At 56.7% G+C, this 17,312-nt stretch carries 15 protein-coding genes; 9 read left to right on the top strand and 6 right to left on the bottom strand.

All coding sequences use genetic code 11. From position 1 onward, the window contains the following. Positions 1 to 50: 50 nt before the first annotated feature. Positions 51 to 980, top strand: coding sequence for a DNA replication terminus site-binding protein (gene tus / locus AC0TN7_RS21330; RefSeq protein WP_473702415.1), 930 nt, complete (start codon positions 51 to 53; stop codon positions 978 to 980). On the opposite strand, the gene fumC is transcribed toward tus, so the two are convergent. Together fumC and fumA are read right to left on the bottom strand one after the other, a co-directional pair. Beyond that, positions 981 to 2,375: a class II fumarate hydratase gene (gene fumC / locus AC0TN7_RS21325; RefSeq protein ID WP_473702414.1), complete on the bottom strand. Its 1,395-nt coding sequence runs from the start codon at positions 2,373 to 2,375 to the stop codon at positions 981 to 983. A 182-nt stretch (positions 2,376 to 2,557) separates the two neighbouring features. After that, entirely contained in the window at positions 2,558 to 4,204 is a 1,647-nt protein-coding gene (fumA, locus tag AC0TN7_RS21320) for a class I fumarate hydratase FumA (RefSeq protein WP_061715401.1), read from the bottom strand. A gap of 199 nt (positions 4,205 to 4,403) precedes the next feature. Here fumA and manA point away from each other — a divergent pair, with 199 nt between their 5' ends. Together manA and AC0TN7_RS21310 are read left to right on the top strand one after the other, a co-directional pair. Further along, positions 4,404 to 5,588 carry a mannose-6-phosphate isomerase gene (gene manA, locus AC0TN7_RS21315; protein ID WP_463726818.1) on the top strand — a complete coding sequence of 395 codons (1,185 nt, stop codon included), beginning with the start codon at positions 4,404 to 4,406 and terminating at the stop codon, positions 5,586 to 5,588. Positions 5,589 to 5,802: 214 nt separating this feature from the next. After that, on the top strand, positions 5,803 to 7,335 hold the full coding sequence (locus AC0TN7_RS21310) for a YdgA family protein (protein WP_473702413.1): 1,533 nt from the start codon (positions 5,803 to 5,805) through the stop codon (positions 7,333 to 7,335). A gap of 39 nt (positions 7,336 to 7,374) precedes the next feature. Here the strand turns inward: AC0TN7_RS21310 and AC0TN7_RS21305 are convergent, their stop codons facing one another. Beyond that, positions 7,375 to 8,229 (bottom strand): alpha/beta fold hydrolase, encoded by an 855-nt coding sequence (locus AC0TN7_RS21305; protein WP_463726819.1) that lies wholly within the window; start codon positions 8,227 to 8,229, stop codon positions 7,375 to 7,377. A 15-nt stretch (positions 8,230 to 8,244) separates the two neighbouring features. Beyond that, positions 8,245 to 9,225, bottom strand: coding sequence for an MBL fold metallo-hydrolase (locus AC0TN7_RS21300; RefSeq protein WP_463726820.1), 981 nt, complete (start codon positions 9,223 to 9,225; stop codon positions 8,245 to 8,247). A gap of 107 nt (positions 9,226 to 9,332) precedes the next feature. Between AC0TN7_RS21300 and AC0TN7_RS21295 the strand changes: the two genes are divergently transcribed. After that, a complete protein-coding gene (locus AC0TN7_RS21295) occupies positions 9,333 to 10,229 on the top strand; it encodes a LysR family transcriptional regulator (protein ID WP_061715404.1) in 897 nt (298 codons plus the stop codon). A gap of 2 nt (positions 10,230 to 10,231) precedes the next feature. Here AC0TN7_RS21295 and AC0TN7_RS21290 read toward each other — a convergent pair whose 3' ends face one another. Then, positions 10,232 to 11,260, bottom strand: coding sequence for a Mal regulon transcriptional regulator MalI (locus AC0TN7_RS21290; RefSeq protein ID WP_024909341.1), 1,029 nt, complete (start codon positions 11,258 to 11,260; stop codon positions 10,232 to 10,234). A 177-nt stretch (positions 11,261 to 11,437) separates the two neighbouring features. On the opposite strand from AC0TN7_RS21290, the gene malX reads away from it, so the two are divergent. From malX to add, 3 genes are all read left to right on the top strand, one after another. Beyond that, positions 11,438 to 13,030 carry a maltose/glucose-specific PTS transporter subunit IIBC gene (gene malX, locus AC0TN7_RS21285; protein ID WP_463726821.1) on the top strand — a complete coding sequence of 531 codons (1,593 nt, stop codon included), beginning with the start codon at positions 11,438 to 11,440 and terminating at the stop codon, positions 13,028 to 13,030. Between the two features lie 48 nt (positions 13,031 to 13,078). Further along, a complete protein-coding gene (locus tag AC0TN7_RS21280) occupies positions 13,079 to 14,251 on the top strand; it encodes a MalY/PatB family protein (protein ID WP_463726822.1) in 1,173 nt (390 codons plus the stop codon). Between the two features lie 96 nt (positions 14,252 to 14,347). After that, entirely contained in the window at positions 14,348 to 15,349 is a 1,002-nt protein-coding gene (gene add, locus AC0TN7_RS21275; RefSeq protein ID WP_463726823.1) for an adenosine deaminase, read from the top strand. Positions 15,350 to 15,401: 52 nt separating this feature from the next. On the opposite strand, the gene AC0TN7_RS21270 is transcribed toward add, so the two are convergent. After that, on the bottom strand, positions 15,402 to 16,442 hold the full coding sequence (locus AC0TN7_RS21270) for an oxidoreductase (protein WP_463726824.1): 1,041 nt from the start codon (positions 16,440 to 16,442) through the stop codon (positions 15,402 to 15,404). Between the two features lie 243 nt (positions 16,443 to 16,685). Between AC0TN7_RS21270 and blr the strand changes: the two genes are divergently transcribed. Both blr and ydgT read left to right on the top strand, forming a co-directional pair. Then, positions 16,686 to 16,811, top strand: a complete 126-nt coding sequence (blr, locus tag AC0TN7_RS21265) for a division septum protein Blr (protein ID WP_169814161.1) — start codon at positions 16,686 to 16,688, stop codon at positions 16,809 to 16,811. A gap of 231 nt (positions 16,812 to 17,042) precedes the next feature. After that, positions 17,043 to 17,258, top strand: a complete 216-nt coding sequence (gene ydgT, locus AC0TN7_RS21260) for a transcription modulator YdgT (protein ID WP_013096896.1) — start codon at positions 17,043 to 17,045, stop codon at positions 17,256 to 17,258. Positions 17,259 to 17,312: the final 54 nt, after the last annotated feature.

Raw genomic sequence — 17,312 nt, 5'->3', positions numbered from 1 at the left:
CCGGCGTGCTGTGCTATATGATAAGTATGTTGTAACTAATGAGAGTGTTTATGGCGACTTACGATCTCCTCGAACGGCTGAACAGCACGTTTCGGGAAATAGAACACGAGCTCCTGACCCTGACCGAACGTTTGCAGACCTGCCGTCTGCTGGCCGCGCGCGTCTTTACCCTGCCCGAGGTAGCTAAAGGGGCAGAACACGACCCGCTGGACACCATCGAGGTTGAACAGCACATCGGCAGCGCCGCCCTTGAGCTGGCGCTGAAACACTATCGTCGCCTGTTTATCCAGCAGCAGTCTGAAAACCGCAGCAGTAAGGCGGCCGTGCGTCTGCCCGGCGTGATCTGCCTGCAAACCGATGCGGCAACGCGCGAAGCGCTGGAAGACCAGATTACCCATATCAACAGCCTGAAAGCGGCATTTGAAAAGATCGTTACCGAAGAGTCCGGCCTCGCCCCTGCCGCCCGGTTTGAATGGGTGCACCGTCAGCTTCCTGGGTTAATTACCCTGAATGCCTATCGCACGCTGACGGTACTGCGTCACCCCGCCACGCTGCGCTTCGGCTGGGCGAATAAGCACATCATTAAAAACTTCACCCGGGATGAAATTCTGGCGCAGCTGGAAAAAAGCCTGAAGACGCCGCGCACCGTCGCGCCGTGGTCGCGTGAGCAGTGGATTGAGCGCCTGCAGCAGGAGTACCACAGCATCGCCTCGCTACCGGCGGATACGCGCCTCAAAATTAAGCGCCCGGTGAAGGTGCAGCCTATCGCCCGCGTCTGGTATTCCGGTCAGCAAAAACAGGTTCAGTATGCCTGTCCGACGCCGCTGATTGCACTCTTTGATGCCAATCAGGGGGCCATCGTGCCGGATATTGGTGAGCTTTTGAATTACGATGCGGACAATGTCCAGCACCGTTACAGGCCTCAGGCGCAGCCGCTGCAGCTGATTATTCCGCGGCTGCACCTGTATGTGGCGGGTTGATTATTTCAGGCTACCGACCATCGCTTCCGGGCGAACCCAGGCGTCGAACTCCGCCTCCGTCAGATAGCCCAGCGCCAGGGCGGAGGCTTTCAGCGTCAGTCCCTCTTTATGCGCTTTTTTAGCGATCTCGGCGGCCTTGTCGTAGCCGATATGGGTATTCAGCGCCGTCACCAGCATCAGGGATTCATTAAGCAACTGGCTGATACGCTCGCGATTCGGCTCAATCCCTACCGCACAGTGCTCGTTAAAGCTCTCCATCCCGTCCGCCAGCAGACGAATCGATTGCAGAACGTTGTGGATCACCATCGGGCGATAGACGTTCAGCTCGAAGTTGCCGGACGCGCCGCCCAGGTTGACGGCCACGTCGTTGCCCAGTACCTGACTGCAGAGCATAGTCATGGCTTCACACTGGGTCGGGTTGACTTTACCCGGCATGATGGAGCTGCCCGGCTCATTTTCCGGAATGCTGATTTCACCAATGCCGCAGCGCGGCCCCGAGGCAAGCCAGCGCACGTCGTTGGCGATTTTCATTAATGATGCCGCCAGCCCTTTCAGCGCGCCGTGGGTGTGGACCAGCGCGTCGCAGGTCGCCAGCGCTTCGAACTTGTTGGGCGCCGTGACGAACGGCTGCCCGGTGATGTTTGCCAGCTCTTTCGCCACGCGCACCGCGTATTCTGGATGGGTGTTTAACCCGGTCCCGACCGCCGTCCCGCCGAGCGCCAGCTCCGCCAGGTGCGGCAGGCTGTACTCAATATGCTTCAGGTTATGTTCCAGCATCGCCACCCAGCCGGAAATCTCCTGGCCGAGCGTCAGCGGCGTGGCGTCCTGCAGGTGCGTACGGCCAATTTTAACGATGTCGCGGAAGGCCTGCGCTTTCTCATTGAGCGTGGATTTCAGAACGTTGAGCTGCGGAATAAGCTGCTCGCGGATAGCAATCACCGCCGCCACGTGCATCGCCGTCGGGAAGACGTCGTTAGAGCTCTGGCTTTTGTTGACGTCATCGTTCGGATGAACCTTACGCTCCATGCCGCGCACGCCGCCCAGCAGTTCGCTTGCCCGGTTCGCCAGCACTTCGTTCATGTTCATGTTGCTTTGGGTGCCGGAACCGGTCTGCCAGATGGCGAGGGGGAATTCATCGGGATGCTTGCCCGCCAGCACTTCGTCGGCGGCGTTGATGATGGCGGTTGCCTTGTCTGCCGCCAGCAGGCCTAAATCCTGGTTCACTTTCGCAGCTGCACGTTTGGTGAGCGCCAGCGCCTGGATCAGCGAGACGGGCATTTTTTCAGTCGAGATACGGAAATGCTCCAGCGAACGCTGGGTTTGCGCGCCCCATAGCTTGTCGGCCGGGACGTCGATGGCGCCCATCGAATCTTTCTCATGGCGTACCGTGGTCATTACTTTCTCCTTGATAACAAAAGAGGGATTGCTCACATGCTTAAGGGATAAGTATTGATGACTTCTGAGAAACGTTATGGCGCTTTGTGCGCTCTTTTTGGTGTCGGGTGGCGGCTGCGCCTTACCCGACCTACGAGAATGCAGGCCGGGTAAGCGTCAGCGCCACCCGGCAATTTACAGAATTACTTCACACACGCCGAACACTGGGACGACTGGATCTGCTTGAAGAAGTCGTTGCCTTTGTCATCCACGAGGATAAACGCCGGGAAGTCTTCCACTTCAATTTTCCAGATCGCTTCCATACCCAGTTCCGGGTATTCCACGCACTCCAGGCTCTTGATGCTGCCCTGCGCCAGCACCGCTGCCGGGCCGCCGATACTGCCGAGGTAGAAGCCGCCGTGCTTGTGGCAGGCGTCCGTCACCTGCTGGCTGCGGTTACCTTTCGCCAGCATGATCATGCTGCCGCCGTTGGCCTGCAGCTGGTCGACATACGAGTCCATACGCCCTGCCGTGGTTGGGCCTAACGAGCCAGAGGCGTAGCCTTCAGGCGTTTTCGCCGGGCCAGCGTAGTAGATTGGGTGATCTTTAATGTACTGCGGCAGCCCTTCGCCATTGTCCAGACGCTCTTTCAGCTTCGCGTGCGCGATGTCGCGCCCCACGATAATCGTGCCGTTCAGGGAGAGACGGGTCGAGACCGGATACTGCGAAAGCTGCGCCAGAATTTCTTTCATCGGACGGTTCAGGTCAACGCGAACCGCTTCACCCTCACCCGCTTTACGCAGCTCTTCCGGAATGTACTTGCCCGGGTTGTTTTCCAGTTTTTCGATCCACACGCCTTCGCGGTTGATCTTGGCCTTGATGTTGCGATCCGCAGAGCAGGAGACACCCATACCGACCGGACAGGAGGCACCGTGACGCGGCAGACGGATCACGCGCACGTCGTGGGCAAAGTATTTGCCGCCAAACTGCGCGCCGAGACCCAGGTTACGCGCCTCTTCCAGCAGTTCCTGCTCAAGCTGTACGTCGCGGAACGCCTGGCCGTGCTCGTTACCTTCGGTAGGCAGGCCGTCATAGTATTTGGTTGAGGCCAGCTTGACGGTTTTCAGCGTACTTTCAGCCGACGTACCGCCAATCACAAACGCGATATGGTACGGCGGGCACGCCGCGGTGCCGAGGGTGCGCATCTTCTCAACCAGGTAGTTCTTCAGCTTGCCCGGGGTGAGCAGCGCTTTGGTTTCCTGGTAGAGATAGGTTTTGTTGGCTGAACCGCCGCCTTTGGCGATACAGAGGAATTTGTACTCATCACCGTCGACGCTGTAGAGGTCAATCTGTGCAGGCAGGTTGGTGCCGGTGTTGACCTCTTTGTACATGTCCAGCGCGGCGTTTTGCGAATAGCGCAGGTTATCTTCGGTGTAGGTGTTGTAGACGCCGTGCGCCAGCGCCGCTTCGTCACCGCCGCCGGTCCAGACGCGCTGGCCTTTTTTACCGACGATGATCGCCGTGCCGGTATCCTGACAGGTTGGCAGAATGCCTTTCGCCGCGATATCGGAGTTACGCAGGAACTGCAGGGCAACGTATTTATCGTTTTCGCTGGCCTGCGGGTCGCTCAGGATATCGGCCACCTGCTGCTGGTGCGCAGGGCGGAGCATAAACGAGGCGTCGTGGAAAGCGTGCTGCGCCAGCAGCGTCAGCGCCTGCGGATCGACTTTGAGGATCTCTTGTCCTTCAAACTCAGAAACGGAGACGTGATCGCGGGTTAACAGGTAATACTCGGTCTGATCCTTACTGAGGGGGAAAGGATCCTGATAATGGAAGGGTTTATTCGACATTGGTCTCTCACTTACTGCTTCGGTCTGTTTATTCAGGGCAGATGTTCCGCTGCCCGGCTTAAAAGCGAGTCAGCTTATCCTACACAATTTTTTAACAAAAACTGAGACTAGTACGACTTTTTACATCCACAGGTTACTTCCATGAAGTTTATTGCTTTAATACCCGGAGTTAATTCCACAATTGAATCAGGGCTTGATAATGCAAAAACTCATTAACTCAGTGCAAAACTACGCCTGGGGAAGTAAAACTGCGTTAACGGATCTCTACGGTATCGCGAACCCGAACAACCTGCCGATGGCAGAACTGTGGATGGGCGCGCACCCGAAGAGCAGCTCAAAAATTGAAGACGCCAGCGGTCAGGTACGCAGCCTGCGTGACGTAATAGAGGCCAACAAAGCCGCGCTGCTGGGCGACAAGGTGGCTCAGCGCTTTGGCGAACTGCCGTTCCTGTTTAAGGTGCTGTGCGCAGACCAGCCGCTCTCCATCCAGGTTCACCCGAACAAGCAAGCGTCTGAAATCGGCTTTGCGAAAGAGAACGCGGCAGGTATTCCGTTAGACGCCGCCGAGCGTAACTACAAAGATCCTAACCACAAGCCGGAGCTGGTGTTCGCGCTGACGCCGTTCCTGGCGATGAACGCATTCCGCGAGTTTTCAGAAATTATCTCCCTGCTGCAGCCGGTCGCGGGTGCCCATAACGCTATCGCGCATTTCCTTGAAAACCCGAATGCCGACGCGCTGAGCCAGCTGTTTGCCAGCCTGCTGAATATGCAGGGTGAAGAGAAGTCCCACGCGCTGGCGGTACTGAAAGCCGCCCTGGACAGCCAGCAAGGTGAACCGTGGGAGACCATCCGTCTGATTTCCGAATTCTATCCGGACGACAGCGGCCTGTTCTCCCCACTGCTGCTGAACGTGGTGAAGCTGAATCCGGGTGAAGCAATGTTCCTGTTCGCTGAAACCCCGCACGCCTACCTTCAGGGCGTGGCGCTGGAGGTGATGGCCAACTCCGATAACGTGCTGCGCGCGGGCCTGACGCCGAAATACATCGACATTCCTGAGCTGGTTGCCAACGTGAAGTTTGTGGCGAAACCTGCCGCGGAGCTGCTGACGCAGCCGGTGAAAAACGGCGCAGAGCTGGACTTCCCGATCCCGGTTGAGGATTTTGCCTTCTCCCTGCACGACCTGAGCAGCGCCGAAACGTCGGTGGCTCAGGAGAGTGCGGCGATTCTGTTCTGCGTTGAAGGCGAAGCGACGCTGCGCAAAGGCGAACAGCATCTGGTGCTTAAGCCCGGAGAGTCAGCATTCGTTGCAGCCAATGAGTCCCCGGTCAGCGTGAGCGGCACCGGTCGCCTCGCGCGCGTTTTCAATAAGCTATACCCTAAATAATTCGAGTTGCATGAAGGCGGCGACGCAGCGAATCCCCAGGAGCGTACATAAGTACGTGACTGGGGTGAGCGAGGAAAGCCAACGCACAGGCAACTTGAAGTATGACGGGTATTAGGGACTTACTGATTTTTTTAACAACTCTTGCTAAGCTAGTTGCAGGCTTAATATCTCCAGGCGGTTTTTACCGCCTGGTTTCATTTTAGGGATAGTCGCAATGAAAAAATCGGTCGTAGCGGTTGGAGTGATTGTAGCGTTAGGCGTGGTCTGGACGGGTGCCTCCTGGTTTACCGGGAAACAGCTGGAAGGCCGTCTGGCTGAGATGGTGGCGCAGGCTAACGGAGAGATTAAGCGCAGCGCGCCGGAAGCAGGTCTGGAACTGAGCTACCAGAACTATCACCGCGGTGTGTTTACCAGCCGTATGCAGCTGGTGGTGAAGCCGGTTGCCGGAGCTGAAAACGGCTGGCTGAAACCGGGCCAGAGCGTGGTGCTGGACGAGGTGGTGAGCCACGGTCCGCTGCCGCTGGCGCAGCTGAAGTCCTTTAACCTGATCCCGTCGATGGCGTCCGTTCATACCGTGCTGGTGAATAACGACGTCACCAAACCGCTGTTTGACCTGGCGAAGAATGAATCGCCTTTCGACATTAATATCCGAATTAGCTATGCCGGTGACACCAGTTCCGATATTGCGCTGAAAGCGCTGAACTACGAGAAAGAGAATGAAAAAGTCGCCTTCAGCGGCGGCCACTTCAAACTCGATGCTGACCGCGACGGAAACGTGTTCTCCCTGACGGGTGAAGCGGAGAGCGGCCTGGTCAATGCCATGAACGAATATAACCAAAAAGTTCAGCTCACCTTCAGCAACCTGAAAGCCGACGGCAACAGCCGAATGACCGATTTCCAGGAGCGTATCGGCGATCAAAAACTCTCTCTCGATAAAGTCGCCATTGCGGTTGAAGGGAAAGAGATGGCCGTGCTGGAAGGCATGGACGTCAACGGCAAATCCGACGTTTCCAAAGACGGGAAGAGCATCAATACCCAGCTGGATTACACGCTGAAGAGCCTGAAAGTACAGAATCAGGATCTGGGCACCGGCAAACTGTCGCTGAAGATCGGCAATATCGACGGCCAGGCGTGGCACGAATTCAGCCAGAAATACAGCAAAGAGAGCCAGGCGCTGCTGACCGATACCGCGCTGCAGCAGAACCCGGAAGTGTACCAGCAGCAGGCGATGGCGGTGCTGTTCAACAACCTGCCAATCCTGCTGAAAGGCGAGCCGGTAATAACCGTTGCGCCGCTGAGCTGGAAAAACAGCAAAGGCGAAACCAGCTTCAACCTGTCTCTGTTCCTGAAAGATCCGGCCACCGCAACGGGTGAACCGCAGACGCTGGCGCAGGAAGTGGATCGCAGCGTGAAGTCGCTCGACAGCAAGCTGACCATCCCGATGGATATGGCGACCGAGTTTATGACCCAGATTGCGAAGCTGGAAGGCTACGGCGATGAAGATGCCGGCAAGCTGGCGAACCAGCAGGTGAAAGGTCTGGCGGCAATGGGACAGATGTTCCGCCTCACCAAAGTGGAAAACAACACGATTTCCACCAGCCTGCAGTACGCCAACGGCCAGGTCACGCTTAACGGCGACAAAATGCCGCTGGAAGACTTCGTCGGTATGTTTGGTATGCCTGCTCTGGGGATGCCGGAACCGGCTGAACCGGCAGCGCCAGCCGAACCGGCGGCACCGCAGCAGTAAACGTCAAAACCCCTCGCATGAGGGGTTTTTTATTGCCCCCTAACTTTTCCATCCAGCCAGGAAATCCAGCAGAAGCGCATTCACTTTCTCTGGCTGCTCCTCCTGCGGCAGATGGCCGCACTCATCAATACCATACGCCCGCAGGTTTTCCGCCATTTCGGCCCAGACGCTTTTCATATCGAAAAGCTTGCCGACCGCATGAAAATCATTACCCCACAGCGACATTACCGGGCAGGTGATTTTCACCTCAGCGTCTGCCATATCCTGCGCCACATCCTCTGCGTTGGCGCGATAGTCAGCCATCGCGCCGCGCACGGCACCCGGCGCCTGATACGCCCGAACATAGGTGTCAAACGCCTCGCCGCTAATGGTAGACGGATCGTAGGTCCAGTCCGAGAAAAAGTGGTGCAGCCATACGTTTTCTCGACCTGCAATCAGGGCTTCCGGCAGGTCTGGTACAAGATGGAACAGGAAGAACCAGTATGCACGCGCAATCGACGCATTCAGATCGCGCGCCACAATACGGGTTGGTACGTTATCCATCACCACCAGACGATCGATTAACTCGGGATAATCTTTAGCAAAGCGGGTAGCAACCCGAGCTCCACGATCGTGCCCCTCCAGCGCCACTTTCTCCAGACCCAGCACTCGCATTAGTTCCCGGACGTCCCGCGCCATGTTTCGTTTATCATAACCGGAGACCGGTTTATCCGTTTCCCCATACCCGCGTAAATCTGGCGCAATCACACGATAGTGTCGGGACAAAACGGGTATCTGGTAGCGCCAGGCATAGTTTGTTTCTGGAAAACCATGCAGAAGAATAACCGGTGCGCCTTCACCCTCTTCTACGACGAACTGTCGGATACCGTTCGCCGTTACGGTGTAACTTCTCATGTTCGTAACCGCACTTTATTTCAGCAGAGGCACGTTGGCCGCACGTTGATAAGGACCGTAATTTACAGGATTCCAGCTATAGCCCTGCTGCCAGGAGGTGATATGCCCAATACCAGGGAAAGGCAGATGCGCTGCGGCCATCCACTCTCCGTCTTTCGCCAGCGCGTTAAACTCCTGCCCCCGGGATGAGATGGCTTTTTTCGGATCGACATCAAAGCGAATAGACACTTCAGGGTGCGGGAACTGGACGGCAGGAGCATGGATAAGATCCCCAATGAAGTTAATAGCCGTACCCTGAGACGCGAAGCGATAAACGGTACTGCCAGGCGTATGGCCAATGGCATATGTCGTCTGGACCTCCGGGATGGGTGAAGTTGGCGGGACGAAGGTTTTTAGGTGCCCGGTGGCTTTATACGCGGACAGCGCATTCCTGGCGATAGCGAAATACGCCTTCGCATTAGCCGGCGCGCTCGCTTCTTTTGCGGGGTCAAGCCAGTAGTCGGCCTCCCCCTGCGGTACGTAGACGGTAGCATTCGGGAACAGCGCCTTACCGTCTGCATCGCTCAGGCCACACACATGATCAAGATGCAGGTGGGTCAGGAAAACCGTATCGACCTGCTCAGGGCGATACCCTGATGCTTTCATATTGCCGATTAGCTGACCGGCCGTTTCTGACATGCAGTGGCCACCCCCGCTGTCAATCATGACCAGATGTTTACCGGTATTAACCAGAAACGCGTTGAAAGACGTCGGCATGCGTTCGGCATCGATTTTGTGTTGCGCCAACAGGTTGCGAACCTTGTCGGGTGAAAGCCCTTGCAATAGCGTTGGCGAAAGATCGTTATAGCCGTCGAACAGCGCCGTCACCTCGTATTCCCCTACCGCCAGACGATAATAGCCCGGGACCTGCTGTTTCACCTGCGCGGGAGCATCTGCCCACGATGTGCCAGCAAAGAGCAGGCCGCTGAACGCAAGAATCGTTTTCAACTTTTTCATCTTCACTCCAAATTCATGTTTATCAGGATGTGAAGAGACTATGGCAGCGTAACGACAAATAATGTAGATATGTAATTTGATAAGGCAGCATAACGAAAAACGATATAATGAGACTCGAAGATATTGAAGTGTTTGTCGAAGCCGTCAAAGCGGGTAGCCTCGCCGGTGCCGCGCGTCGGCTCTCAATGAGCGCAATGACAGCATCGCGCGCGCTAACTCATCTCGAAGCGGAACTGGGGGTTCGGCTGGTACACCGCACCACGCGTTCTCTCTCTCCCACCAGCGATGGGGACGTTTTTTTGCCGCATGCACAGGCATTGCTGGAAGATAAAAACAATGCGCTTGCCGATCTGTTTCCCGAGGGGACGCATCTTACCGGACGCCTGCGCATTACCGCCTCAGCGGGGTTTGGACGAAAGATCGTTGCTCCCATGCTGACCCGGTTCATGCAGCAACATCCTTCCCTGCAGGTCGATTTACTCGCCACCGACGAACAGGTTGATATTGTCGGAAAAGGCATAGACGTAGCGCTACGCATTGCGCCTCTGCGCGATAACAGGCTGGTTGCTCATCGCCTGTGTCACAACCCTCGCGATCTTTGCGCCAGCGCGACGTATCTTGCCGCAAAAGGCTATCCAAAATCGTTTAACGATCTGGCGGCACATAGCTGTCTGACCACGTCAGATACCGTCCACTGGTCATTCGAACAGGGCGAACAGCGCTACAAGCAAAAGGTGTCTGGCCGATTCTCCGCGAACTCTATTGAGGCAATTTACGAAGCCTGCCTGGGAGGGATGGGCATCGCCAATTTATCTCGCTGGTACGTAGAACCGGCGTTCAGAGAGGGTAAACTCGTGCGGGTCGTCCTGGAGGATGCCCAGCCGGAATCGCTGGCAGTATGGGCAGTTTACCCGACCTCCCGCCTGATCCCGGCAAAAGTACGAAAATTTGTGGAAGCACTTGAGGCCGAACTGTTGCTCAACCCGCTTACGCAGTACACCTGATATTACTTCACCGTCACCAGCCGCGCCGCCACAATCTGGTGCCCGGCCTGCACATCCGCATTGTCGATGCGCTGCATGATCCTGTCCGCCAGGGTGTAACCCATCTCCCGCGCTGGGGTGGTTGCCCAGACGATCGGCAGGTCGTCGAGGGCGTTTTCCCCGACGTCGGCGAACGCCCCCAGCGCCACCTGGTGGCCGAAGAAGGTTTCCACCCCGCCCTCGCCGCTCTGACGCCCGGCGCGGATCAGGCCAAACCAGGCGCCCATGGCGATCACATCGTTATAGCAAATCACGGCGCTGATCGTCGGGCTGCTTCGCAGCAGCGCGCCTATCGCTTCCGCCGCCATCTTCTGGCTGGATTCACACTCCACGACCCACTCGCTGTGGAACGGCAGGCCGAATTTAATCAGCGTCGCGCAGTAGCCGCCTACCCGCTCGGCGCGGGTCAGGGACGAGCTTTTACCGCCCAGCCAGGCAATGCGCTGATGCCCGCGACGAATAAGATGCTCGGTCAGCATTTGCGCGGCCTGCATGTTATCCGGGCGTAGCGTATCGGCTTCGTCGAGGTAGCTGGCGCGCGATGCAAACACCAGCGGCACGCCTTTTTCGGCGGCGCGCTCGCACAGTTCGCTGCCCACTCCCGATGCCCCGGCGACGATCACCCCGTCCACACCCTGATTCAGCAGCATATCGAGCCGGGAAAGCAGCTGATCGGCCTCGCGACCGCCGTGAAGCAGAAAGACCATCCGCCCCTGCGCTTCAAGCGCTTCGGTTAATCCAGCCGTCAGCTCCGCATAGAAAGGCGACGTCAGGTCACGGACAATCAGGCCAATCACCCCGCTTTGCCCGCCGCGCAACGCCGACGCCTGGCGGTTACGCACAAAGCCCAGCTGTTCAACCGCCTCGTTCACCCGCTGACCGGTGGCAGGAGAGATGCGCCCCTTCCCACTTAGCACCAGAGAAACGGTGCTGACGGAAACACCCGCCGCAAGCGCGACATCGTTGATGGTGATTTTTTTCGCTACAGCCATGTGTCGGCGTGACTCCCTGAAATGAGATCGGTAAAACGTTTTATCAATACGTTATCTTTATACTACCAGTCAAAGCCTGAGAATGTGATTTAGCGCGCACTAAACTTTGATAAAACGTTTTATCTTCTCGCAGCATTGAAGCAGACAAACTGATTTTAACAATAAAGGAGTCGTTTTATGACGGCGAAAGCAGCACAAAAAATATCGCTGTGGGAATTTTTCCAGCAACTGGGTAAAACCTTTATGCTGCCCGTGGCACTCCTCTCGTTCTGCGGGATCATGCTCGGGATCGGCAGCTCGCTAAGCAGTAAAGACGTCATCACGCTGATCCCGTTCCTCGGTACCCCCGTGCTGCAGGCGATTTTTATCTGGATGAGTAAAGTCGGCTCCTTTGCGTTTAGCTTCCTGCCCGTCATGTTCTGTATCGCTATCCCGCTGGGCCTGGCGCGCGAAAATAAAGGCGTCGCGGCGTTTGCCGGTTTTGTGGGTTACGCGGTGATGAACCTCGCGGTTAACTTCTGGCTGACCGCGAAAGGCATACTGCCGACCACCGACGCTGCCGTGCTGAAGGCCAACAACATTCAGAGCGTGATTGGCATCCAGTCTATTGATACCGGGATCCTCGGGGCGGTGATCGCCGGGGTGATTATCTGGATGCTGCACGAGCGCTTCCACAATATCCGTCTGCCGGATGCCCTGGCCTTCTTCGGCGGCACCCGCTTCGTGCCGATTATCACCCTGGTGGTGATGGGCCTGTTTGGTTTGATCATTCCGCTGATCTGGCCGGTCTTCGCGATGGGCATCAACGGCATTGGCCGCATCATCAACGGCGCGGGAGATTTCGGTCCGATGATCTTCGGCACCGGCGAGCGTCTGCTCCTGCCGTTTGGCCTGCAGCATATCCTGGTGGCCCTGATTCGCTTCACCGAAGCGGGCGGGACGATGGAGGTGTGCGGTCACGACGTGAGCGGTGCGCTGACCATCTTCCAGGCGCAGCTGAGCTGCCCGACCACCCACGGCTTCTCCGAAAGCGCCACCCGCTTCCTGTCTCAGGGTAAAATGCCTGCCTTCCTCGGCGGCCTGCCGGGTGCCGCACTGGCGATGTACCACTGCGCACGTCCGGAAAACCGTCATAAAATTAAAGGCCTGCTGATTTCCGGCGTGATCGCCTGCGTCGTAGGCGGTACCACCGAGCCAATCGAGTTCCTGTTCCTGTTCGTTGCGCCGGTGCTGTATCTGATTCACGCTGTACTGACCGGTCTGGGCTTTACCGTGATGGCGGTGCTGGGCGTCACTATCGGCAACACCGACGGCAACATCATCGACTTCGTGGTGTTCGGCATCCTGCACGGTCTCTCCACCAAGTGGTATCTGGTCCCGGTCGTGGCGGCAATCTGGTTCGTGGTGTACTACGGGATCTTCCGCTTCGCCATCACCCGCTTTAACCTGAAAACGCCAGGCCGCGATACCGATACGGCCACCAGCGTGGAACAGGCGGTTGCCGGTACCGTGGGCAAATCCGGCTATAACACCCCGGCCATTCTGGCGGCGCTGGGCGGTGCGGATAACATCACCTCGCTGGATAACTGCATTACCCGCCTGCGTTTGTCGGTGGCGGATATGTCAAAAGTGGATACCAACGCCCTGAAAGCCAACCGGGCCATTGGCGTGGTACAGTTAAATCAGCACAATTTGCAGGTGGTCATCGGCCCGCAGGTACAGTCGGTGAAGGATGAGCTGGCTACCCTGATGCGAACAGTAGAAGCCTGATGCCTCAGCCCCCTCTCATGAGGGGGTTTTACTTTAAGGATTAACGTCATGTTTGATTTCTCTACCGTCGTGGATCGACACGGCACCTGGTGTACGCAGTGGGACTACGTCGCCGACCGCTTTGGCGCAGCCGACCTGCTGCCCTTCACCATCTCGGATATGGATTTCGCCACCGCGCCCTGCATTACCGACGCGCTGCATCAGCGTATTAATCACGGCGTGTTGGGCTACAGCCGCTGGAAGAACGATGAGTTTCTCGCCGCCGTCGCGCACTGGTTCCAGCAGCGCTTTAACAGCCGGATTGAGACCGAATCGATCGTTTACGGTCCTTCCGTCATTTATATGGTCTCTGAATTGATTCGCCTCTGGTCAAACCCCGGCGACGGCGTGGTGGTTCACACCCCGGCATACGATGCGTTTTATAAAGCCATAGAGGGTAACGCGCGTCGTGTTGTTGCGGTTGAGATGGAAAAGCAGGCTGCAGGCTGGCAGGGCAATATGGTGGCCCTCGAAGCAGCGCTGGCGAAACCAGAAAACAAAATTTTGCTGCTGTGCAGCCCGCAAAACCCGACCGGTAAGGTCTGGACGCGGGATGAGCTGACGCAGATGGCGGAACTGTGCGCACGCTATGACGTGGCGGTTATCAGCGATGAAATCCATATGGACATGGTGTGGGGAGAACATCGTCACACGCCGTGGAACGCCGTGGCGCGGGGCAAATGGGCGCTTCTGACCTCCGGCTCGAAAAGCTTTAACATTCCGGCGCTGACGGGGGCTTACGGCCTGATCGGCGATGAAGAGAGCCGTAACGGCTATCTCAGCGCGCTAAAAGGACGGGACGGGCTCTCTTCCCCTTCCGTGCTGGCGCTGACGGCGCATATCGCCGCCTACCAGCAGGGGGAGCCGTGGCTGGATGCCCTGCGGGGTTATCTCGAAGGGAATTTGTCGTATATTGCGCAGGAAGTAAACCGCGCTTTTCCGAAACTGAACTGGCTGCCACCGGAAGCGACCTATCTGGCCTGGATCGATCTGCGCCCGCTGAACATTGACGATCGGGCGCTGCTAAAAGTGCTGATCGAGCAGCAAAAAGTCGCCATTATGCCGGGATATACCTACGGGAAAGAGGGAAATGGTTTCGTGCGCTTAAATGCGGGCTGCCCCCGCAGCAAGCTTGAGCAAGGAGTTCAACGCCTCATCGCCGGGATTAACACGCTCCTGTAATCAATTTGCGCAACGGAATATTCCCTTGCGCAAATAGCTTTTTACCCCGTTTTGTTTTTATAATATGGCGCACTTTAACCAGAAAAGAGTGCGACCATGATTGATACACGCCTGCCTTTAACTGATATTCATCGTCACCTTGACGGTAACATTCGTGCCCAAACCATCCTCGATCTTGGCCGCCAGTTCAATTTAACGCTTCCTGCTCAGACCCTTGAGTCCTTGATCCCTCACGTACAGGTGACCTCTAATGAACCGGACCTGGTCAGCTTCCTGAGCAAACTCGACTGGGGCGTGAAGATGCTGGCGTCGCTGGATGCCTGCCGCCGCGTGGCGTTTGAGAACATCGAAGATGCAGCCCGCAACGGCCTGCACTACGTCGAACTGCGCTTCTCGCCGGGCTATATGGCGATGACCCACAACCTGCCCGTTGCAGGCGTGGTGGAAGCCGTCATTGAAGGTGTGCGCGAAGGGTGTAAAACCTTCGACGTTCAGGCCCGCCTGATCGGCATCATGAGCCGTACGTTCGGTGAAGCCGCCTGCCTGCAGGAGCTGGAAGCGCTGCTGACCCATCGCGATGCCATCACCGCCGTCGACCTCGCCGGCGACGAGCTGGGCTTCCCGGGCAGCCTGTTCCTCTCCCACTTCAACCGCGCGCGCGATGCCGGCTGGCACATTACCGTGCATGCGGGTGAAGCGGCAGGCCCGGAAAGCATCTGGCAGGCCATCCGCGAGCTGGGCGCCGAGCGTATCGGTCACGGCGTGAAGGCGGTCGAAGATCGCGCCCTGATGGATTTCCTGGCGGAGCAGCGTATCGGGATTGAGTCGTGCCTGACGTCTAACATTCAGACCAGCACCGTGGCGACGCTGGCGCATCACCCGCTAAAAACGTTCCTCGAGCACGGCGTGCTGGCCTCGCTGAACACTGACGACCCGGCGGTTCAGGGCGTGGATATTATCCACGAGTACAACATCGCCGCACCGCAGGCGGGTCTGAGCCGCGAGCAGATCCGTCAGGCACAGATTAACGGGCTGGAAATTGCCTTCCTGACGCCTGCTGAGAAGCAGGCGCTGAAAGATAAAGTGGCTCGCGGTTAACACCGTTGCCGGGTGGCGCTGACGCTTACCCGGCCTACAAAATATTAAAAAACTATGCCAGGCAGAGCGTCGCGCGATGTTTGGCAGATTCGATGCCCAGCTCAATCAGCTCCATAATCTGTATCGCCTGGCTGGCCGGAACCGGGTTCTCCCCCGTGCCGTTTAGCGCATCGCGGATAGCGGCATAATACGCCGGATAGTTACCCGGTATCGTCAGCAAGGTCTCTTCGACCAGCTCCTCGCCTTCCACCCGCGTGACGACGCCGTCGCGCATATCATAGCCCCAGTCTTCCTGCGGCAGACGCTCACCGTTTTTCAGCCTGTCTTCCTGCGGGTCGAGACCAAACTTCACGTAGCTCCCGCGCGTGCCGTGAATAATATAGCGGGCAGATTCTGCAGCCGCGACCATCGTACCGTGCAGCACAATCCGCCGCTGCGGGTAACTGAGCACCGCGTGGAAGTAATCGGTTGTCTGTGCCCCGGGTCTGAGCTGGGCCAGATCGACCGTCATGCTCACCGGCAGGCCAAAAAGATTGACGGCCTGATCCAGCAGATGCGGGGCTAAATCATACCAGATGCCGCTGCCAGGGCCGGCCTGCTCGCGCCAGCGGTTTCGTACCTGCGGGCGAAAACGGTCAAAGTGGGATTCAAAAAAGAGGATCTCCCCTAACGCGCCTTCACTGAGAAGCCGTTTTACCGTCAGAAAATCGCTGTCCCAGCGGCGGTTATGAAACACCGACAGCAGCCTGCCCAGACTCTTTGCCAGCGCATCCAGCTCGCGCGCCTGTGACAGCGTCACGGTGAAGGGCTTATCGACCACTACGTGCTTACCGGCCTCCAGCGCGGTCTTTGCCAGCGGAAAGTGGGTGTCGTTCGGCGTGGGGATAACGATTAAATCAATATTCGGATCGTTGAAAAGATGTTTCGGCTCTGAGACAACCGGCACGGAAGGCCAGTCGGCATGGACTTTTGCAGCGTCGCTGCTGGATACCGCCGCCAGCGCCATCCCCGGCGTCCCGGCTATCAGAGGCGCATGAAACGTTTTGCTCGCGTACCCGTAGCCGATAAGCCCGACGCGGATATTATCACTCATAGTGCCATCCTCTTTTATGACATTCTTATTTCACACTGGCTAACCTGGCATGAGCACAGATTAATAATGTGCCCTATGACTTAAAATAGCAGGTTGTACGGGTTGTTTTTGTTACATAGTATTAACCTACTGATTTTGTTTAAGGGAACCGTTCCCAAAGCGCTTGCCGTCAGGGAGACGTCACTGTAACATTTGCGCCCTGTCTTTATGGATAAAGTACAATTACGCATTATGACGTCAATTATTAATCGAATCATTGAATTAGCGGGATGGATTGTCCTTGGAGTTTCGGTCATTTTGCTGGGCGTCGCCAGCCATATCGATAACTACCAGCCGCCGGAGCCTGTCACCATCGCCCAACCTAAGTAACCGGTTACTGCAATAAAGAGTGACATAATATGTCAGTTTCGTATTGCCAGCCCTGGTGAACACGGTTAACCTTCTCTTCCAGGCATCGTCTGATGCCTGAATTTCAGCAAAGAAAACTCCTAATTTCGTCGCGTTACCTGAGTGGGCTGTTTACGTCTTTATTAATCCGTTTATTATTCGACCGAATTACCTTAACTGGTATTACTCACTTTTATATGGAAACTTATTAATATGACAGTTCAGGACTATTTATTAAAATTTCGCAAGATCAATTCGCTTGAGAGCCTGGAAAAACTGTTTGACCATCTGAACTACACCCTGTCGGATAATCAGGACATCATTAATATGTATCGCGCCGCAGACCATCGCCGCGCGGAGCTGGTTTCCGGTGGTCGTTTGTTCAACGTCGGTGAAGTGCCTAAGTCTGTATGGCGTTACGTTTTATAAGAAAGTAGCCATCCGCGCGAAATGTTATATACTCTCCGCCCTGCAAACTGGCTG

The organism is Enterobacter sp. PL_is511 (assembly GCF_055816065.1).
This window is presented reverse-complemented; position numbering and strand designations above follow the sequence as displayed.

Bases quoted from the DNA above. Each gene is read 5' to 3' on its own strand.
- tus (WP_473702415.1), top strand. From the start codon at position 51: ATGGCGACTTACGATCTCCTCGAACGGCTGAACAGCACGTTTCGGGAA.
- fumC (WP_473702414.1), bottom strand. From the start codon at position 2,375: ATGACCACGGTACGCCATGAGAAAGATTCGATGGGCGCCATCGACGTC.
- fumA (WP_061715401.1), bottom strand. From the start codon at position 4,204: ATGTCGAATAAACCCTTCCATTATCAGGATCCTTTCCCCCTCAGTAAG.
- manA (WP_463726818.1), top strand. From the start codon at position 4,404: ATGCAAAAACTCATTAACTCAGTGCAAAACTACGCCTGGGGAAGTAAA.
- AC0TN7_RS21310 (WP_473702413.1), top strand. From the start codon at position 5,803: ATGAAAAAATCGGTCGTAGCGGTTGGAGTGATTGTAGCGTTAGGCGTG.
- AC0TN7_RS21305 (WP_463726819.1), bottom strand. From the start codon at position 8,229: ATGAGAAGTTACACCGTAACGGCGAACGGTATCCGACAGTTCGTCGTA.
- AC0TN7_RS21300 (WP_463726820.1), bottom strand. From the start codon at position 9,225: ATGAAAAAGTTGAAAACGATTCTTGCGTTCAGCGGCCTGCTCTTTGCT.
- AC0TN7_RS21295 (WP_061715404.1), top strand. From the start codon at position 9,333: ATGAGACTCGAAGATATTGAAGTGTTTGTCGAAGCCGTCAAAGCGGGT.
- AC0TN7_RS21290 (WP_024909341.1), bottom strand. From the start codon at position 11,260: ATGGCTGTAGCGAAAAAAATCACCATCAACGATGTCGCGCTTGCGGCG.
- malX (WP_463726821.1), top strand. From the start codon at position 11,438: ATGACGGCGAAAGCAGCACAAAAAATATCGCTGTGGGAATTTTTCCAG.
- AC0TN7_RS21280 (WP_463726822.1), top strand. From the start codon at position 13,079: ATGTTTGATTTCTCTACCGTCGTGGATCGACACGGCACCTGGTGTACG.
- add (WP_463726823.1), top strand. From the start codon at position 14,348: ATGATTGATACACGCCTGCCTTTAACTGATATTCATCGTCACCTTGAC.
- AC0TN7_RS21270 (WP_463726824.1), bottom strand. From the start codon at position 16,442: ATGAGTGATAATATCCGCGTCGGGCTTATCGGCTACGGGTACGCGAGC.
- ydgT (WP_013096896.1), top strand. From the start codon at position 17,043: ATGACAGTTCAGGACTATTTATTAAAATTTCGCAAGATCAATTCGCTT.